Source organism: Moritella sp. JT01, assembly GCF_001574435.1.
Classification (GTDB): domain Bacteria; phylum Pseudomonadota; class Gammaproteobacteria; order Enterobacterales; family Moritellaceae; genus Moritella.
Genome location: NZ_LOCN01000036.1, coordinates 373 through 20,087, shown reverse-complemented (window position 1 = coordinate 20,087; position 19,715 = coordinate 373). Strand labels below are relative to the sequence as shown.

The following is a 19,715-nucleotide window of genomic DNA, read 5'->3' as shown; positions in this document are numbered from 1 at the left end:
GCTAGATTAGGTTTCTATCGCGTACCGCACCTTTATCTGCACTTGTCGCAAAGTAACCGTAAATACGTAATGCTTGTGTTACTTTTCGTTCGCGTATCTCAACAGGTTTCCAGGCTAATTCCCCGCGGCTTTCCATTTCAGTGCGACGCGCAGCAAGTACATCATCAGCAACCACAAGATTCATCGAGCGTTCTGGAATATTAATATCAATAATATCGCCATCTTCAACCAGACCGATCAAGCCACCACTTGCGGCTTCAGGTGAAGCATGACCAATAGACAGACCCGACGTACCACCCGAGAAACGACCATCAGTAATGAGCGCACACGCTTTACCAAGTCCCATCGATTTCAGATAACTGGTTGGATATAGCATTTCTTGCATACCTGGACCACCTTTCGGTCCTTCATAACGAATAACAACCACGTCACCGGCTTTAATTTCACTGGCTAAAATAGCACTTACCGCAGAATCTTGGCTTTCAAATACCCGTGCAGTACCACGGAACAATAAATTATCATCCTCGACACCCGCCGTTTTAACTACCGCGCCATTGATGGCAATGTTACCAGTTAATATCGCAAGACCACCTTCTTGACTATAGGCATTTTCGATTGAACGAATACAACCATTAGCACGATCATCATCGAGTGAATCCCAACGGCAATCTTGGCTAAAGGCTTTCGTTGTACGGATACCAGCCGGACCTGCCGAATACATTTTCTTCACCGCGTCAGATTGGGTAGTGATAATATCAAACTCAGCTAACTGCTCAGCCATGGTCATACCCATTACGGTCATATTATCAGTATGCAATAAACCGGCACGGTTCAACTCACCTAAGATAGCCATTACACCACCGGCGCGATGCACATCTTCCATATGATAGAGCGGCGTTGACGGAGCCACTTTACATAACTGCGGTACTTTACGTGATAATGCATCCATATCCGCTAAGCTATAATCGACTTCGCCTTCAATTGCAGCGGCGATTAAATGCAATACTGTATTGGTTGAACCACCCATGGCGATATCTAGCGTCATGGCATTTTCAAAAGCGTCACGATTAGCAATATTACGCGGTAATACTGATTCATCATTTTGCTGATAGTAACGTTTACACAGGTCAACAATACGACGACCTGCATTTAAGAACAGTTCTTCACGATCTGCGTGGGTTGCGACTAATGAACCATTACCCGGTTGTGATAGTCCTAATGCTTCAGTTAAGCAGTTCATTGAGTTAGCAGTAAACATACCCGAACATGAACCGCACGTAGGGCATGCGCTACGCTCTACTTTTTCAACATCTTCATCTGACACATTTTTATCTGCGCCCATTACCATGGCATCGACTAAGTCTAACTTAATGATCTGATCTGATAATTTAGTTTTACCGGCTTCCATCGGGCCACCGGAAATAAAGATAACCGGAATATTAAGACGCAATGCCGCCATTAACATACCAGGGGTGATCTTGTCGCAGTTAGAAATACATACCAAGGCATCCGCACAATGGGCATTAACCATGTATTCAACAGAATCAGCAATTAGATCTCGCGATGGTAAGCTATATAACATGCCGTCGTGACCCATAGCAATACCATCATCAATCGCAATGGTATTAAATTCTTTAGCAATACCGCCAGCTTTCAAAATTTCGCCTGCGACTAATTGCCCCATGTCTTTTAAATGGACGTGGCCAGGAACAAACTGGGTAAATGAATTAGCAATCGCAATAATTGGTTTGCCGAAATCTTCTTCTCGGGTACCGGTTGCACGCCACAAGGCGCGAGCACCAGCCATATTACGGCCTTCGGTAGATGTTGCAGAACGCAGTTTAGGCATCGGTTCTCTCCATGAAACAAAATAAACAGTTAATATAAAGGAGGCAATCTGCGCCTCACCTTAATAATAAAATCGACTCATCGTCGTAAACAGGTGTTAACAACACCTACTTATATATATAGCAGTAATATAAATAGAACGATTAGCTTGGATCCGCCACATAATCCAACCAACCCCACTTATCTTCACTCTGACCTTTAATCAAAGCAAAATAAGCAGTTTGTAATTTCTCTGTAATGGGACCGCGTTTGCCTGTGCCAATGTCAATACGATCAACAGAACGTACTGGAACCACTTCCGCAGCCGTACCGCACATGAACATTTCATCTGCTAAGTACATGGCTTCGCGGGCAATCGGTTCTTCACGCACTTCATAACCAAAGTCTCGCGCCAGTACCATTAAGGTATTTCGCGTTAATCCCGGTAAGATACATGCTGTTGTCGGCGGCGTATAGATAACCCCATTTTTCACGAAGAACAAGTTCTCACCCGCGCCTTCAGAAATGGTGCCGTTCACATCCAATGCAATACCTTCAGCGTAACCATGACGCTTCGCTTCAGATGAGATCAGTTGTGATGATAAATAGTTACCACCGGCTTTTGCGCCAGTAGGAATAGTATTAGGTGCTAAGCGATTCCAAGAAGTAACGCAAACATCTACGCCTTCTTCCAAACTGTCATCGCCCAGATAAGCACCCCAGTTCATAGCGGCCACAAGCGCCTCGCATACTGTGGATTTAGGTGTTAAACCCAGTCCAACATTACCAATATAAGCCAGAGGGCGTAAGTAAGCATTGGTAAGGCCATTGGCTAATACTGCATCTTTACAGGCTTGTTCTATTTCTTGTTTTGAGTAAGGGATAGACCAGCCATAGATCTTAGCGGAATCAAATAGACGTTGAACATGTTCTTTCAGACGAAAAATAGCGGGACCTTTCGGCGTATCATATGCACGAATACCTTCAAATACCGATGATCCATAATGCAATGCATGCGTAAACACACTCACTTTTGCTTGAGATTCCGGTACCATTTTTCCATTAAACCAAACTTGCTGTTCAGTATTCGCCATAATCGCTTCTTCCCTTAATTGCTGTAATTTTGTATTATTTTAAATAACGCCAGTACTGGCATCCTACAATCCAATGCACACCAGCGTTTTCAATAAAGTGTTATATTGTAGTAATGTACTGAACGTTTAATTTACTCACATCAAATAATTTATTTAACTGTTTATAGAGTAAATCAATCCCGCGCTCTCCAGATACTGTAACCGTAATCTTTATGCTATTGCAATCATTCATTTGTACCGAATTCATGCTACTAATGCGAAAGCCTCGATGACGAATAACACGTAATACTCGCTCTAAAATTTCGAGTGTATTGGTGGCTTCAATCACCACTTCATGTACTTGTTTAGTACTCATCATATTGCTCCAACATCTCACCGTTATTAACCCCAGGTGGCACTAATGGCCAGACATTTTCTTGCTCTGATATTTGTACATGCAAGAAATACGCACCATCACTGGCTAGCATACGGTCCATCGCTGGTTGCACTTGCTCTTTAACCACCACCGTTTCGCCAGGAATACCACATGCCGCCGCTAACGCCACAAAATCAGGGTTATCATCAAGAATAGTCTGCGATAAACGACCATCAAAAAACAGGGTTTGCCATTGACGAACCATACCGAGACGTTGATTATCGATTAATACAATTTTGACCGGTAATTTAGCCCGGTTGATCGTCGCTAATTCTTGGATGTTCATCATAATAGAACCATCACCCGTGACCACAACGGGCATCGCATCAGGACGCGCGAGCGCCGCACCAACGGCCGCCGGTAACCCAAAACCCATGGTGCCAAAACCGGCACTGGATAATAAATTTTCAGGTTGGGTAAATGTCATGTGTTGTGCCGTCCACATCTGGTGCTGACCAACATCACACGCCACAAAATGGTCTTCAGGTAAGCAGGCAGACAATTGCTTCAATAACAAAGGTGCATAGATAGCAATGCCAGGATGATCATAACGAAAAGCGGTATCGACTTTCATTTCTAAGGTATGTAATCGCCAAGGCGCAATATCCAAGGTCATTTTTAACGCGGGCAGAATAAGTTTAAGATCTGTAGTAATAGCAACGTTAGCAACACGCAATTTATTGTGTTCACACGCATCAATATCAAGGTGGATAACTTTGGCATGTGGGGCAAACTCATCAAGTTTACCAGTCACTCGATCATCAAAACGCGCACCGACTGCAATCAACAGATCACTTTCTTGTACTGCTAAGTTAGCCGCTTTCAGGCCATGCATCCCTAACATACCCAAATAATAAGGGTGTTCAGGATCGGCACTGCCTATGCCTTTTAACGTGCTGACCATCGGAATATCTAATGCTGCCGCTAATTCACGTAGTTCAGGTACCGCATTCGCCATACCGACACCACCACCAACATACAATATTGGTTTTTTAGCCGCATGTAATAATGCACGAGCTGCAGTCACTTCTTCATCCACCAAGCCATCTAACGGCGGTAACACAGGTAATTCAGATACCGTCTCACACGCCATTTCTGCCAACTGAATATCTTTAGGAATATCAATTAATACTGGACCGGGACGGCCAGTTGTCGCAATCGTGAATGCTTCAGCAATAATACGATCTAAGTCATTTTGATCTTCAACCAAAAAGCTGTGTTTGGTACATGATAACGTCATACCAAGAATATCCACTTCTTGGAACGTATCCACGCCAATCAAGGCGCTCGGCACTTGCCCTGTGAACGCAACAACAGGGATCGAATCAGCCATTGCTTCCGCTAAACCCGTCACTAAGTTAGTGGCACCTGGACCTGAAGTCGCAATACAGACTCCGACTCTAGCACCAGCACGCGCATAACCCAACGCAGCCATGATTGCGCCTTGCTCATGTCGCGCTAATAAATGCGCGACACCACCATCATATAACGCATCATACAATGGCATGATCGCGCCGCCAGGATAACCAAAAACTTGGGTTACTCCCTGTTTACGTAAAGCATTTACAATAAACTCTGTTGCTTTCATTAATCCACATCCCTTTAAACATCATTCTTGTAAATCGTTAAACGCCAAACAAAAAAAAACCCCGGTTATTGACCGGGGTTTTCTTATTGCTGGATTAAGCTTATTTTCGCTTAGCAGTAAGTCCCCGGCTTGGTAATTTAATAATTACCACCAGAATGCTGACCACAATAATAAGACGCGAAGTAAACCCAAACATATAACTAATCCAACAACTCTATAAAATTTTTATGATTCATTATTAGCATGGTGAATTTATTTAAGCAAGCCTTTAACCGCGCATAAAATAACTAAAACAACCAAATAAATGCGCACTGGCAATTTAAAATGTTGAAAAACAAATAAATTCAAGTTTAAAAATTCACAAATGACAGACATCACAAAATAGACTGTGGCAAATAGGCCTTGCTTAAGGTTTTAAAATAATCCACCTAATTCAAGCATGCTTATTGTTAATTACACTAAGGTATAAATACAATTATAAAAGCCAAGGATGATGAATGAGTTTAGCCGTGATCTATAGCCGTGCAATTTTAGGTATCAACGCACCTTTAATTACCATTGAAGTTCACATCAGCGAAGGACTACCAGGCTTTACCATTGTCGGCCTACCAGAAACATCGGTGAAAGAAGCCAAAGATCGCGTGCGTAGTGCTTTGATGAACTCTAATTTTGTGATGCCAGCCAAACGGATCACCGTCAATTTGGGACCTGCCGATCTACCAAAAGAAGGCAGCCGTTATGATTTACCGATTGCTATCGCTATTTTAATCGCATCACAACAAGTGACGACTAATCGACATCAGCAATTGGAATTTATTGGTGAACTCTCTTTATCCGGTAAATTACGTACTTGCCGTGGCACAATCCCAAGTATAATAGCGGGTAAAAAAGCCCAACGCAGTACTATAATTCCCTTTGATAATGGCCATGAAGCAGCACTTATCGATAATGCCACTTGTTTCACCGCTCTGGATTTACAACAGGTATGTGCACATTTAACGGATCAACAAACATTACCCTCCGCACAACGGACCACAGCCGGAACCATAACATCAGTCAGTCAACACGATATGCAAGACATTATCGGTCAGCAAAGTGCCAAACGTGCCTTAGAGATCTGTGCAGCAGGTAATCATAATTTATTACTGTTTGGTCCTCCTGGAACAGGTAAAACCATGTTAGCCAGTCGCTTAACCAGTATTCAGCCTGATATGACTGAACAAGAAGCGCTCGAGTGTGCGGCGATAAAATCGATTAGTGGCGGCGAATTTGTCGCCCAAGATTGGTGCCGCCGCCCTTTTCGAACCCCACACCATACCTCCTCAGCCGTCGCGCTAGTCGGTGGCGGTCGAAACCCAAGACCGGGAGAGATAACCCTCGCGCATAATGGCGTACTATTTTTAGACGAGCTACCAGAATATCAGCGTAAAGCGCTCGATTCTTTACGCGAACCACTAGAAGCAGGACAGATTACAATCTCTCGGGCCAATCAACAGGTCGACTTCCCTGCTAATTTCCAATTAATAGGGGCACTAAACCCATCACCATCAGGTTATTACGATAATAATAAATTTGGTGGAAACAATAGCCAAGTGGCAAAATATTTAAGCAAATTATCAGGGCCTTTCTTAGACCGCTTTGATTTGACAATTGAAGTCCCTGCATTACCAAGGGGCAGTTTAACGGAACAAGGGCAGCGCGGTGAAAACAGTGAACAAATTAAGCAAAGAGTGAGTACAGCACAAATCGCTCAACGCCAGCGCAGCAATAAATTAAATGACGCCCTGACCAGTAAAGAAATTGAACAATATTGCCCACTACAGCAACAAGATGCGATTTTTTTAGAACTAGCCATTAATAAAATGGGCCTATCAACGCGGGCATTTCATAAGATAATCAAAGTCGCTCGTACCATTGCAGATTTAAACAATTGTATAGATATCAATAAATCCCATCTACTTGAAGCACTTTCTTATCGTGCGATGGATCGTTTGTTACAACAAATTAATGTTTGATAATTGCAGTTTTTGTTTGGCATAATGTGATGATAGTTTTATCATTTCAGCTCTTCATTACACCAAGGCCATATTATGTTATCGACATTCACGCAAAAGGTGGCAGGCGCCATTGCATTTATCTGTTACCTGTTAAATACCATATTTTGGTTGATTCCTATTGTTATTTTTTCACTGTTAAAAAGTATTATTCCGTTTGAAACGGCACAAAGAATACTGAATCATTTACTTGATGGCTGTGCGTCAAACTGGGTATCTGTAAACGGGATAACCCAACAACTAATTGGTAACCCAAATATCCAAGTAAATGGTGCAGAAGGACTGTCATTAAATAAGTGGTATATGGTTATTTCAAACCACCAATCTTGGGTCGATATTCTGGTTTTGCAGCGAGTACTGAACGGTAAGATCCCTTTTCTAAAATTCTTCTTAAAGAAAGAACTTATCTGGGTACCTTTTTTAGGTCTGGCTTGGTGGGCACTCGACTTTCCATTCATGAAACGCTACAGCAAAAAGTTTTTGGCAAAGAACCCTCACATGCGTGGTAAAGACATTGAAACAACTAAAAAAGCCTGTGCTAAGTTCAAACATAAACCCGTCAGTGTCATGAATTTTGTTGAAGGCACCCGCTTTACTCAGCATAAACACAGCCAACAAGCATCAACATTCAGTCATTTATTAAAGCCTAAAGCAGGCGGTGTCGCCTTTGCTCTCGATGCAATGAATGGCCAGCTTGATACCCTCGTCAACGTAACGATTTACTACCCGCAAGGTATCCCAACTTTTTGGGCATTTATTAGCGGTCAGGTACAACAAATCCAAGTACAAATTACCACACAAGAAATTAACCCACATTATATTGGTGATTATCTCAATGATAAAACCTTCCAGACTCATTTCCAGCAATGGATAAATGCACTATGGATAAGTAAAGACCTAGAGTTAGAAGAACTTAAGCAAACTCAATTAAATGATTAATTGTCTACCCGCGTTCATATTGATGGTAATCAGTACTGCATTAGTTGTTATTCGCGTTGGCACCATTTCGTAATGAACAACCAATAACGGAAGCTTAAACGCAACATAAAGCAAACTCATCAGCAACATAAAAGCAGCGTAAATAACAATCACGCCTACAATATTATAATCATGATTTTGTGGGCTACTTCATTGTTATTTTAAAATCCCCCAATAAAATAACGCTTTAGGGGTAATAAAAGACATAAAAACTGCCAAAAATAGAGTTTTAGTTCTAAAGTGACATTGAGATCTCACTTTTGCTTTAATCTTAAACGAAACAAGGTGTAACATGCTATAACTGTTAAGGCATTGTTGCATTAATCTTTTTTTGGGACCACATATGAGCACATTAGCACTAAACTTAGACACACCTCTCGATGCCTTATTGCACTGGGAAAAGCATCGTGCCAATGAGGTATATTTACGCCAACCTATTAATGGGACATTTCACGAGTTCACGTGGTCTCAAGTTGCAGACCAAACAAAACGTATTGCTCAAGCACTCCAATCACTTGGATTAGCACCAGGTGACAAAATAGCGATTCTGGCAAAAAATAGCGCCGAATGGTTTATTAACGATTTAGCAATCATGTACGCGGGTTATATTAGCGTGCCCATTTATTCAACCGCAAACGCGAAAACCATTAACTATGTATTAGAGCACAGTGAAGCAAAAGTACTGTTTATTGGTAAGTTAGATAACTATCAAAGTCTAGAAGATAAGATACCCAAAGATATTATCACTATCAGCTACCCTTATAAAACAGTGACTTGTCAATACAAATGGAATGATCTACTTGAACAACATCAGCCATTAGCAACACCTGCACACATCAATCTAGAAGACCTAATGTCAATTATTTATACTTCAGGTAGTACAGGTGATCCAAAAGGCGTCATGATCACATTTGCGGCATTTAAATCCGCATCATTAAATATCATCAAGAGCTTCGAATTTATCGCAGGCGACCGCCTACTATCTTACTTACCATTGGCACATATTACTGAGCGGGTATATATTGAGGGCGGAAGTATTTATGCCGGTGAAGGGGTGGTATCATTTGTTGAATCACTCGACACCTTCGTCAGTAATATCCAATCTGTAGAGCCTACGCTATTTATTTCTGTACCACGTCTATGGACTCGCTTCCAAATGGGCGTATTACAAAAAATGCCTGCACACAAACTTAACTTCCTACTAAAGATCCCATTCGTTAGTGGTTTAGTAAAAGCTAAAATTAAACGCGGTCTGGGTTTACATCATGCCCGAATACTAGGCTGTGGTTCAGCGGCTGTATCGCCAGCATTGTTAGAATGGTATAAGCGTCTTGGGTTAAATATTACGGAAGCATGGGGTATGACAGAAAACCTCGCTTACGGCACCCTAAACTACCCATTCAACCCGCAAAAAATCGGCACCATTGGTAAACCAGGTGAAGGTGTTGATCTCAAAATTTCTGAAATTGGCGAAATTTTAGTGAAAGGTGATGGCCTCATGACTGGTTATTACAAAGATGAAGCACAAACCAAAGAATCATTCGATGAAGAAGGTTACTTCAAAACGGGTGATAAAGGTGAAATTGATAGCAATGGTTATGTGAAAATCACCGGGCGTGTAAAAGACATCTTCAAGACTTCAAAAGGTAAATACGTAACACCAGTACCGATTGAATGTAAGTTTGGTGAGAATCCAAATATTGAGCAGATCTGTATTACCGGTACAGCCTTAACACAACCAGTTGCATTGGTGGTGTTATCACCAGAAGCGCGTGAACTAGGTCAAGAAGCGATGACAACTAACCTTGAAGAAACACGCCAGCATATTAATAAATCATTAGAATCACACTCTCGCATTGGTCATATCATTGTTTTAAAAGATGAATGGACAGTGGATAATGGTTTATTAACACCAACACTTAAATTTAAGCGCCATGAACTAGAAAGCCGTTTTAAACCTTTCTACGAAGAAAACCACCAAGATAAGATTGTGTGGGAAAAGTAAGCTAAAACATTAATGGTAATAAAAAAGGACGCAATAGCGTCCTTTTTTATACCTAAAATCTAGCCATAAATTAATCCGTTTTTGCTGCAAGGTATTTAATAAGTTCGGTTAGCTTAACCTTGAACTCTTCACCACGCGCTTTAATACTACCCATGTTAATTTGGTATTTACCATTAACGATTAATGCTGGTACACCACGGATATTCTTCTTAGCCGTATTTTTATCCATGCGTGCTACTTTACCTTTCACCGCAAAGCTATTCACTACTGCATCAAATTTCTTGCCATTGATACCTGCGTCAATAAATACAGTACGGATATCATCACGGCCAGAGAAACGACGCTTTTGATCATGAACCGCAGTAAAAATAGCAGATGACATTTTAGGTTCAACATTCAACAACTCTGCAGTCGCAAATGCTTTTTGCATTTCAATACCCATTTCACGGCCAATAAAAGCAACGTGATTTTTTTCTACTTTAATATCGGTATCAACAAGACGTTTTGCTACATCTGTCATGATAGGTTCGAACTTATCACAGTGTGGGCAATAATACGAAAAGTATTCAGCAACTTGCGGTGTTGATGTTGCCTGCTCAGCGATAACATCATAATGCACACCTTCTTTAAACTGTGCAGCATTCGCAAATGGTAAAAATAACATTGCAGTGATCAATATAAATAGTTTTTTCATTATTTTCCTTCCTGAAAATTTCAATTAGACATTATAAACTGTACAAAAAATTAGTAATTAGGAATGAGAGATAACGGCGGTTTTTGCATATTATCAATCTGCTCATGTAAAAATCTAACCTGTTGTTGCCAATAATCCTCATCCGTAAACCAAGAAAAATGGCGACTAAAAGCAGGGTCACCCCAACGTTTAGCAATCCATCCCATGTAGTTCATCATGCGCATCGCACGTAGTGGTTCAATTAGCTTCAGCTGTTTTGGATCAAAAGAACAGAATTCTTCATAACCTTCTAACATCACTTCCAATTGTAATAATTGTTCATGCCGTTCACCGTGTAGCATCATCCATATATCTTGCACCGCGGGTCCTTGACGACAATCATCAAAATCCAATAATGTGACCTTATCACGCCACAATATATTGCCCGCATGCAAATCACCATGTAAGCGAATTAACTGATTATCATCCGGCTTATATTGCAGCGTAATTTCTTTTTCCAAGGTATCATAAACATCAAAAAATGATGTTTCTAATTGCTTAGGTACAAAATTACTCTGTTGCAATATCAGCTTTGGGGTTTGGACAAACTCGGCGATCGATAATGTTGGTCGATACAAAAATGGTTGCTTGCTCGCTAATTGATGAACGCGACCCAAGTTACGTCCAACCGATTCCAATGCATCTAAGTTATCCACTTCAATAGGACGACCACCCGCACTTGGAAAAATAGCAAAGCGGTATCCCTGATAAATGAATAGACTACAACCATCAAATTGTAACGGTGCAACAACATCGATATCAGCTGACTTTAACTGTAGAGAAAAATCGTGCTCTTCCTGGATCTGTTCATCACTCCAACGAACAGGGCGATAAAACTTAACCACAAAGCGTTTACGATCTTCATCTAGAAATTGAAACACACGATTTTCATAGCTGTTTAATTCCAACAACCCAGAATCAACACGAATACCAATAGACTCTATCGCATCCAACATAAAGTCAGGGGAAAGCAAACTGTAATCAACAGGTAGATCTGTCATTTTTTATTTCCTAAAATACGAGTACCTATATCCAAATAACTATCATAGACGTACAACAGATCTTAGATTGGATACAATAATAGCAAGCCCAGTATGACTGGGCTTGCTATTTACTTTAACTTACATTGATTATAAAGCTATTTATAGTTTATTGCAGGCACTATAATTTGCTGATAAAACGACTTTGTTGAGTAAAGACATAATGCTCATTACCCTGTTCAGTGATCACAAAGTTTATTTTAATCACAGGTTGTTTCAGATCATATGGGTCAATGGCTAAACTCACTGGCTGCACGAATAATTCACCCGGCAATACTTCAATTTCACGGGGTCCAAACCACTCATGATCAGGCACGTCGATAACAGATAAACTGTACTTTTGGGTGAATGATGTCTTATTGATAATCTTAAGTGTATAAGTATTTTCAATATTGCCGTCGGAATTTTCACGATATAATGCATTTCGGTCACGAATAATATCCATTTGAACTGGCGAAATACTCATTACACTCGTAGCAAACATTACCGTCATGAGTGTCATTACGATACCGTAACCCACTAACTTGAATCTACTTTTCTGATGAGGTTTATTATTTAGGTCATTCTCAGAGGTATAACGAATCAATCCTTTCGGGTAGTTCATTCGCTCCATAGTTTGATCACACGCATCGATACAAGCACCACAGTTAATGCATTCATACTGTAGACCGTCACGAATATCAATACCTGCAGGACATACTTGAACACATAAATTACAGTCGATACAGTCGCCCAGACCTTGATCTTTATAATCGGCTTTACGTGAACGTGGACCCCGTGATTCACCACGATTAAAATCATAACCGACAATTAATGTATCAGTATCAAACATCGCAGATTGGAAACGTGCGTATGGACACATATGGGTACACATAATACTGCGCATCCAGCCCGCGTTACCATAAGTACAAAATGCAAAAAACAATACCCAGAAGTACACAGTACTACTCGCCTGAAGGGTAAAGAATTCAGTGTAAAGGTCAAAAATTGGCACAAAATAAGCCATAAATGCAAGTCCCGTAAACACCGAAAAACTTAACCATGCGGTGTGCTTAAGCGCTTTCTTCTTTACTTTATCAGCGGTTATTGGACCTTGGTTTAATCTCAAACGTTTATTTGCTGAACCTTCAATTTTCTCTTCAAACCAAATGAAAATAAATGTCCAAATAGTTTGTGGACACATAAAGCCACACCACACTCGGCCGAGGTAAGCGGTGACAAAAAATAACGCGAATGCGCCAACAATAAGAAGCAAGGCTAATAACATTAGATCTTGAGGGAAAATCGTTAAAGCAAAAATATGAATACGTTGCTCAACGATGTTTAATAAGACCGCCTGATGTCCATTCCATTGGAACAAAGGTAATGCTAAAAACAACACCATAAAAAACCAACCCACGTATTTTCTCAATCGCTGAAATACGCCACTCATATTCCTTACGTAAATATGATTGTCAGGACCGACGTTGGTATATTTAGGTTTAACTTTAGGGGTTATATCTTTTATATTTATGCGTTCTTCAGACATTACATGCTCCTTATTTTTATATCTTCAATTATATCAAAGAAGCTTAATAAGTCGCTATAATCCTCTGACTTATCTCACACTTATTAATTTAATCAAACACTTATTACAATAGTAAAACTTACAGATAGATTTTAAAGTAAGTTTATATCGCGCCAATTAATTTATCTCTTAATGGATATAATTATTTATAAACTAGCGGAGGTATTGAAACACAAATAGGGCCTGTAAGCATAGTACAGATCAGTACTAAACTGCCCTATAACAGATGCTTTAGTTATAAATCGATACTAGAACAGTTTTATTTACATTGGGTATGAAGTAATGCACCGAGCTAAGGTAATAAGCGCTTGGCGTATTTGATCCGTAAGTAAATAGGAACAATTAATCCGCATGCAGCTTTTGTATTTATCATCACTCGCAAATAAGGTTCCAGGTGCAATACTGATATTATGATTATCCAATAGGATTTTGAGTAACTCACCGGTATTTATACCATCAGGTAAAACAACCCATAAAAAATAACCACCACTAGGTCGCGTGATTTTAGTTTCCGCTGGGAAGTATTGCTCAATGGCATGTTGCATTTGCTGCTGCCGTGATTCGAGCTTGCGCCTTAACCTACGCAGATGAGTATCATAACGACCATGTAAAACAAATTCAGCTAGCGCTAACTGATTCGGCACTGCGGCAGAAAGTGTTGTCATCAATTGTAATTGTTCGATTTGTTTCGCATAGCGACCAGCAACCACCCAGCCGACCCTAAAACCAGGGGCTAAACATTTTGAAAATGATGAACAATGTAATACCAAGCCTTGTTCATCATACGCTTTAATTGGTTTCGGTTTACTTTCTGAAAAGTATAACTCACTGTAAACATCATCCTCAAGTAAAGGGATCTGTTTTTCCGCCAGTACATTACGAATGGCTAATTTATTTGCTTCAGGCATCGATGCACCAAGCGGGTTTTGATATTTACTCATTAACCAACACGCTTTAATATCATGTCGATTTATGGCCGTTGTTAGTGCGTCTACTGATATCCCGAGCTGTGGGTCAGTCGCAATTTCCACGGCCTTAAGGTGAAGCCGTTCTACCGTTTGCAATACGCCATAAAAAGCTGGCGATTCAATCGCAACAGTATCTCCGGGTTTAGTGACGGCCATCAAACTGAGTCCTAATGACTCCATTGCACCAGACGTGATCACGATGTCATCAATAGACACGTCAATACCATCACGAATGTAACGTTTGGCGATTGCGCGGCGTAATGCCACGCTTCCAGGCGGAAGCTCTGTCACCGCGCTGTGTGCAGGCATAGTTTTAATTGTTTTTGCGAGTGCTTGACCTAACTGTTTCAGTGGAAATAAAGCAGGGTCGGGGAAAGCAGAACCTAAAGGGACGATATCAGGACGTTTACAAGCTGTCAGCACTTCAAAGACATGCTCATTAATTTTGATCGAACGGTTGATCATCTGAGGGATAAGTGGCTGTGGTATTGCGAGACGGTTGAGATGCGCTGCAACAAAATAACCAGAGCGAATCTTGGCATAAATCCAGCCTTCCGACTCTAATAACTCATACGCTTTTAAGACAGTCATCGGACTGATTTTCTGAATTTTACTCATCTTACGAATCGAAGGAATACGATCACCAGGTAACCATATTCGTTGTTCGATTTGCAATTGAATTTCAGCCGCGACCGCGTGATAGCGACTTTTTTGTAAGAGCATGAATTAACCTTTACGCATATAACGATGAAACTTCTCAACCCAGGCAAGTAGCTTTTCGGGACTATTATTACGTTTCCAATTACCCGCAACATATTTATTTGCTTCACTCATGGTTGGATACGGGTGAATAGTACCTAACACTTTATTCAGCCCCAATTTATACTTCATTGCTAGCGTATACTCCGCCAACAATTCACCAGCGTGAGTAGCTACGATAGTCACACCCAGAATTTTATCACTATTTGCTGCGGTGATCACTTTAACAAAACCCTTGGTTTCACCATCAGTAATGGCACGGTCTAGATCATCAATCTCATATTTAGTCACTTGATAGAGTAGACCTGCTTGTTTGGCTTCATTTTCATTCACACCAACACGTGCCAATTCAGGGTAAGTATACGTAACCGCAGGAATAACACGGTAATCAGTGGCAAATTTTTTCACCGAGCCAAATAAGGCATTCACCGCTGCATACCAAGCTTGATGCGCCGCGACATGGGTTAGCTGATACGGCCCAGAAACATCACCAACCGCATATATATTGGGAATTGATGTTTGTTGGTATTCATTGATCTCGATTAGACCGCGATCTGTGATGGCTAAATCTAATGCCTCCAAGCCAAAACCACGCGTATTAGCCTGACGCCCCAGCGCTAAAAACACCTGTTCAAACGCAACTGAATCGCCATTCGATAATACCGCACTATATTGACCATCTTCATTCACAAAGCGCTCAACTTTATTACCTAACAATATAATGACACCATCCGCTTGCAACTCGGTTTGCACAACAGCAACAGCATCGGTATCTTCACGCCCCAGTAATTGTCCCGCCATTTCAACTTGCGTAACGCTTGAACCCAAACGAGCAAAACTTTGTGCGATCTCACAGCCGATAGGTCCACCGCCTAATACTAATAAACGACGTGGTTGTTCAGTTAATTGCCAAAGTGTATCCGACGTTAAATAGGGTACATCTACTAAGCCTGGAATTGACGGTATAATAGGGCGCGCTCCAGTTGCGACAACGATATTTTTTGTTGTTAATATCTGTTCGCCAATCTGTACACGCCAAGGATCAATAATATTAGCTTCAGCCGTTAGGCATTCGACCCCCATCGCCGAATAACGCGTAATAGAATCATGCGGCTCAATGGTCTTAATCACATTCTGAATACGTCCCATCACATTTTCAAAATTGATGTTTTTAATTTCAACATCAATACCAAACTCATTCGCACGACCAATTTCAGCGACCGCATGTGCACTACGGATCAATGCTTTAGAAGGTACACACCCCGTATTTAAACAGTCCCCCCCCATTCGATGCTTTTCAACTAAGGTTACTTTTGATTTCACCGCGGCAGCTATATAAGCGCTAACCAACCCACCGGCCCCAGCACCAATAATGATCATATTACGATCGTATAATTTTGGTTTATCCCAACGTGCATAGCGTTTTCGCTGAGTAAACATCGCTAAGGCACGTTTGGCAATCCAAGGGAAAATAGCTAAGAGTACCAGTGCACTTAATAACGATGGTGAAGCGATACCAGATAAACTATTGAGTTCACTTAATTGCGTACCAGCCCATACATAAACAGCCGTACCAACTAACATACCCACTTGGCTAACAAGGTAGAAATTACGAGTACTGATTTTAGTTAATCCCATTAAAATATTGATTAAAAAAAATGGAAATACTGGGATCAAACGCAGCGAGAATAAATAAAAGTTACCTTCTTTTTCCATACCTTTATTAATCGCATCTAAACGGGCACCAAACTTCTTTTGCACGTAATCGCGTAATAGATAACGGCTAACTAAAAAAGCCAGCGTAGCACCAATAGAACTAGCAAAAGAGATCAGTAACAATCCATAACCAAAACCGAATAACCCGCCGCCAAGTAACGTCAGTAACACTGCGCCTGGTAATGAGAACCCAGTTATCACCACATAACTAATAAAAAAGACGAACATAGCGAATGCTTGATGCTGGTTAATATAATCACCAGAGGTTTGTTGTAACGCTTTGATTTGTTCCAGAGAAGCATATTGGTTCAGATCAAAACCGTACCACAGTGAGAACACTGCAATAATAACGAAAATAATAATTTTTTTACTATGCGATCTTTGGTCACTATCATTAGTAGACATGCGGTATCTATCCTTGCGCTAATTGATTATTCAATCTTACCGTAAGTTTAATCTTGAATAATCACAAAAGTCTCACGACTAACTGTTATTTCTATATTCACAGATCAATTCATACGCAGGCTTTAACCACATTAATTGATATTTGAGCGTCATAATGCCTCTTAGAATATCGAGACTCTATCAACACCTTGTGTTTACTTTGCTACAGAGCTCTATTTCCATTTCAAAAAATTCAATACGTTTTCACATATTGAAATGTACTCTTTTGATTTTTATATTCTAAAATCAGCGCTCCGGTTCTATTTGTTCGCATGAATTCATCTAGGGTTAAATCAAATCCATAAGCAGTTGATGGGGACATCGTTTGTTGAAAGGTACTGTGTTTGTTATGGTTAAAATCATGACCATGTCCGCATATTATATTCACACAGTTTTTATTTAGCTTATTAATAACATCATCAACATTTTCAATACCAATTTCATTAAACCATTTAGAGTTACTTACTTTTAGTATTGGATGATGTATTAATATTGTTACTTCTTTTTTTCTTGACTCTTTTTTTATTTTAGACAAGTCTTTATTTGATACTCTCCCAGACCCAAGCATCATTATGCTGTTTATAGGCTTGTGACTAGAGTCAATAAATAAATACGTCATACCATCTATATTAACCTTTTCTTTTATAAAGATATTACTCCCAGAAAAAGATTTTTTCATCAAATTTATATCATCATGATTTCCTGCTATTGCGTACACTTTAGCATTTGGTACATATTCATTTAAAATACTCTTGAAATTATTATATTTTTCTATAGATGGAGAGGTGTATATATCACCCATGACAAATAGAAACTTACAATCATCACCAATTTTCATTAATGCTTTAATTAAATTCGTTTCATTTTCCGTATTACCCAAGTGGCAATCACTTATAATGTGAATCATTTAGACCCTTTATTTTTGAAATTAAAACCATTGTTACAGGGAACAACAAAGCTTGAAATAACACTTTTAATTATGCCGTAGTTACGAATAATCTTTGATGCGTTGGTCTCATCCACTAGACATGAGTGGAAAAAATGGATTATATTGTCCTGAAAATTTATTGTCATAATGCCTCTTAAGAATATCGAAACATTATCAAGACATTGGTTTACTTGCTCAATTTTGCCACATAGCCCCCAAAAATAAGACTCAACTCACACCGAAGATACAGTTTAATAAATCCATGGCAACAAAAATAACCAGCTCGCAGCGCTGGAAAAATGGTGAAGCTATATTAAACGAAGAAGAAATTGAGTAAGTTATTGATGTATTATTGGATCAACAGTGAAAATATTCGGTGAATATTAAGCGTGTGACGCATGGTCAACGTTAGTCAAATGTGATTTTACAGAATCAATAGACTCATAAATTTAGCCTAGTATAGGAAAATGCCACTAAGCTAAACGAGTAGACTACAAAATCTTTATTTTTTGTAATCTAAGGATGATAAATGGAAATATATGTATAAGCGCAGGGCCAGCTAATTTAGCATTTGTAATTTTAACGAAGTTGAATGATAGCCGTGATCAAGTGATCGTATTTGAGCATAGTTCATCAAATAAACACGATAAAAATAACAGCGATGCATGTTCATTCCCCTCATCGCTGTTATGCAAAACTGTTTATCCAATTAAATAATAAATTGTGGACCTAATCCAAAGCTCCACATGACAACAGTGATCCCCATTGAAGCCACAAACAATACAAGCCCAACCGTTAATAAAGATGACGCATAAATAAAGCCACGTTCTTCAGTAATATGCATAATAATCGGAACCCCGGTATATAGAGCCCGTACCGAAAATGCGACCCCAACTAATAGTGCTAGCATGATCACCCAAGCAACAGGGATCAAAGCTGCAATACCAGTAATAAAAATAGGTGCAGCAGTGTATGTCGTTAGCTCTAACGCTTGAGTAAAGCTGGATGATGATCCAAAGTTACTCGCCATCCATTGCACAAACAACGAAAATGTTGCCACAATAGCAATACTCGCAATAACCATACCGACAGCCATTATCCCTGCACTAGAGGAAGATAAATAAGTTGTGTCACCAAAGCCAAGCTTCCAACCTGTTACTGACGCGGTATACCATGCTGACGTCGCAGGTATTAGCGCAAAGAAGAACAGACTCACTACTACCGATAATAAAGACTCATGGTGCGTATCAATATCAATCCATTCGTCCTTGGGTTGTACGTATAAACCCCATAAGTGTTTTACTAACATAAGCTAATTCCTTAATGTAAGAGTTTCATCAAATTAAGTATTAGCGAATATATTGAGATTGCCATGTGAATTAATAACTATTACACATAATAGTGATCCGGAGTACGAACTTGGTCTTAAGGTATTGAAACGTTATTGGGATAGTTAGACTATAAATAACGCAATTACGGTATTTACATTTAATTTCAGGCACAAAAAAAGCCTGAATCTTTCGATTCAGGCTTTCGTTGTTTGTTGGCGGAGTGGACGGGACTCGAACCCGCGACCCCCGGCGTGACAGGCCGGTATTC

At 40.0% G+C, this 19,715-nt stretch carries 14 protein-coding genes; 3 read left to right on the top strand and 11 right to left on the bottom strand.

Annotation, left to right across the window (positions count from 1 at the left end):
• Window position 1 precedes the first annotated feature (1 nt).
• From ilvD to ilvG, 4 genes are all read right to left on the bottom strand, one after another.
• Window positions 2–1,849 carry a dihydroxy-acid dehydratase gene (gene ilvD / locus AKG98_RS21005; RefSeq protein WP_067050870.1) on the bottom strand — a complete coding sequence of 616 codons (1,848 nt, stop codon included), beginning with the start codon at window positions 1,847–1,849 and terminating at the stop codon, window positions 2–4.
• A 142-nt stretch (window positions 1,850–1,991) separates the two neighbouring features.
• Complete coding sequence (locus AKG98_RS21000; protein ID WP_067050867.1) at window positions 1,992–2,921, bottom strand: branched-chain amino acid transaminase; 930 nt, start codon at window positions 2,919–2,921, stop codon at window positions 1,992–1,994.
• Window positions 2,922–3,021: 100 nt separating this feature from the next.
• Window positions 3,022–3,279 carry an acetolactate synthase 2 small subunit gene (gene ilvM, locus AKG98_RS20995; protein ID WP_369814944.1) on the bottom strand — a complete coding sequence of 86 codons (258 nt, stop codon included), beginning with the start codon at window positions 3,277–3,279 and terminating at the stop codon, window positions 3,022–3,024.
• Window positions 3,266–4,924: an acetolactate synthase 2 catalytic subunit gene (gene ilvG / locus AKG98_RS20990; RefSeq protein ID WP_067050861.1), complete on the bottom strand. Its 1,659-nt coding sequence runs from the start codon at window positions 4,922–4,924 to the stop codon at window positions 3,266–3,268. Before ilvG ends, ilvM begins: the two co-directional genes overlap by 14 nt.
• Window positions 4,925–5,421: 497 nt before the next feature.
• On the opposite strand from ilvG, the gene AKG98_RS20985 reads away from it, so the two are divergent.
• The 3 genes from AKG98_RS20985 to AKG98_RS20975 all read left to right on the top strand — a co-directional run bounded on the left by AKG98_RS20985 (window position 5,422) and on the right by AKG98_RS20975 (window position 9,961).
• Complete coding sequence (locus AKG98_RS20985; protein ID WP_067050857.1) at window positions 5,422–6,939, top strand: YifB family Mg chelatase-like AAA ATPase; 1,518 nt, start codon at window positions 5,422–5,424, stop codon at window positions 6,937–6,939.
• A 75-nt stretch (window positions 6,940–7,014) separates the two neighbouring features.
• A complete protein-coding gene (locus tag AKG98_RS20980) occupies window positions 7,015–7,917 on the top strand; it encodes an acyltransferase (protein ID WP_067050856.1) in 903 nt (300 codons plus the stop codon).
• Between the two features lie 382 nt (window positions 7,918–8,299).
• Window positions 8,300–9,961, top strand: coding sequence for an AMP-binding protein (locus AKG98_RS20975; RefSeq protein WP_067050853.1), 1,662 nt, complete (start codon window positions 8,300–8,302; stop codon window positions 9,959–9,961).
• A 70-nt stretch (window positions 9,962–10,031) separates the two neighbouring features.
• On the opposite strand, the gene AKG98_RS20970 is transcribed toward AKG98_RS20975, so the two are convergent.
• The 7 genes from AKG98_RS20970 to AKG98_RS20940 all read right to left on the bottom strand — a co-directional run bounded on the left by AKG98_RS20970 (window position 10,032) and on the right by AKG98_RS20940 (window position 19,425).
• A complete protein-coding gene (locus tag AKG98_RS20970; protein WP_067050851.1) occupies window positions 10,032–10,655 on the bottom strand; it encodes a thiol:disulfide interchange protein DsbA/DsbL in 624 nt (207 codons plus the stop codon).
• A gap of 50 nt (window positions 10,656–10,705) precedes the next feature.
• Entirely contained in the window at window positions 10,706–11,695 is a 990-nt protein-coding gene (locus tag AKG98_RS20965) for a serine/threonine protein kinase (RefSeq protein ID WP_067050848.1), read from the bottom strand.
• A gap of 160 nt (window positions 11,696–11,855) precedes the next feature.
• Window positions 11,856–13,262 (bottom strand): cytochrome c oxidase accessory protein CcoG, encoded by a 1,407-nt coding sequence (ccoG, locus tag AKG98_RS20960; protein WP_067050845.1) that lies wholly within the window; start codon window positions 13,260–13,262, stop codon window positions 11,856–11,858.
• A 302-nt stretch (window positions 13,263–13,564) separates the two neighbouring features.
• A complete protein-coding gene (locus tag AKG98_RS20955; RefSeq protein WP_067050842.1) occupies window positions 13,565–14,992 on the bottom strand; it encodes a PLP-dependent aminotransferase family protein in 1,428 nt (475 codons plus the stop codon).
• 3 nt (window positions 14,993–14,995) lie between these two features.
• On the bottom strand, window positions 14,996–17,149 hold the full coding sequence (locus AKG98_RS20950; protein WP_067050838.1) for an FAD-dependent oxidoreductase: 2,154 nt from the start codon (window positions 17,147–17,149) through the stop codon (window positions 14,996–14,998).
• A 232-nt stretch (window positions 17,150–17,381) separates the two neighbouring features.
• Window positions 17,382–18,095, bottom strand: a complete 714-nt coding sequence (locus AKG98_RS20945) for a metallophosphoesterase (RefSeq protein WP_067050835.1) — start codon at window positions 18,093–18,095, stop codon at window positions 17,382–17,384.
• A gap of 730 nt (window positions 18,096–18,825) precedes the next feature.
• The gene (locus AKG98_RS20940; protein ID WP_067050832.1) at window positions 18,826–19,425 is read right to left on the bottom strand and encodes a Yip1 family protein; all 600 of its coding nucleotides are present in this window, start codon (window positions 19,423–19,425) and stop codon (window positions 18,826–18,828) included.
• Window positions 19,426–19,715: the final 290 nt, after the last annotated feature.

Bases quoted from the DNA above. Each gene is read 5' to 3' on its own strand.
- AKG98_RS20965 (WP_067050848.1), bottom strand. From the start codon at position 11,695: ATGACAGATCTACCTGTTGATTACAGTTTGCTTTCCCCTGACTTTATG.
- AKG98_RS20945 (WP_067050835.1), bottom strand. From the start codon at position 18,095: ATGATTCACATTATAAGTGATTGCCACTTGGGTAATACGGAAAATGAA.
- ilvM (WP_369814944.1), bottom strand. From the start codon at position 3,279: ATGATGAGTACTAAACAAGTACATGAAGTGGTGATTGAAGCCACCAAT.
- AKG98_RS20955 (WP_067050842.1), bottom strand. From the start codon at position 14,992: ATGCTCTTACAAAAAAGTCGCTATCACGCGGTCGCGGCTGAAATTCAA.
- AKG98_RS20950 (WP_067050838.1), bottom strand. From the start codon at position 17,149: ATGTCTACTAATGATAGTGACCAAAGATCGCATAGTAAAAAAATTATT.
- ilvD (WP_067050870.1), bottom strand. From the start codon at position 1,849: ATGCCTAAACTGCGTTCTGCAACATCTACCGAAGGCCGTAATATGGCT.
- AKG98_RS20975 (WP_067050853.1), top strand. From the start codon at position 8,300: ATGAGCACATTAGCACTAAACTTAGACACACCTCTCGATGCCTTATTG.
- AKG98_RS20980 (WP_067050856.1), top strand. From the start codon at position 7,015: ATGTTATCGACATTCACGCAAAAGGTGGCAGGCGCCATTGCATTTATC.
- AKG98_RS21000 (WP_067050867.1), bottom strand. From the start codon at position 2,921: ATGGCGAATACTGAACAGCAAGTTTGGTTTAATGGAAAAATGGTACCG.
- AKG98_RS20985 (WP_067050857.1), top strand. From the start codon at position 5,422: ATGAGTTTAGCCGTGATCTATAGCCGTGCAATTTTAGGTATCAACGCA.
- AKG98_RS20940 (WP_067050832.1), bottom strand. From the start codon at position 19,425: ATGTTAGTAAAACACTTATGGGGTTTATACGTACAACCCAAGGACGAA.
- AKG98_RS20970 (WP_067050851.1), bottom strand. From the start codon at position 10,655: ATGAAAAAACTATTTATATTGATCACTGCAATGTTATTTTTACCATTT.
- ilvG (WP_067050861.1), bottom strand. From the start codon at position 4,924: ATGAAAGCAACAGAGTTTATTGTAAATGCTTTACGTAAACAGGGAGTA.
- ccoG (WP_067050845.1), bottom strand. From the start codon at position 13,262: ATGTCTGAAGAACGCATAAATATAAAAGATATAACCCCTAAAGTTAAA.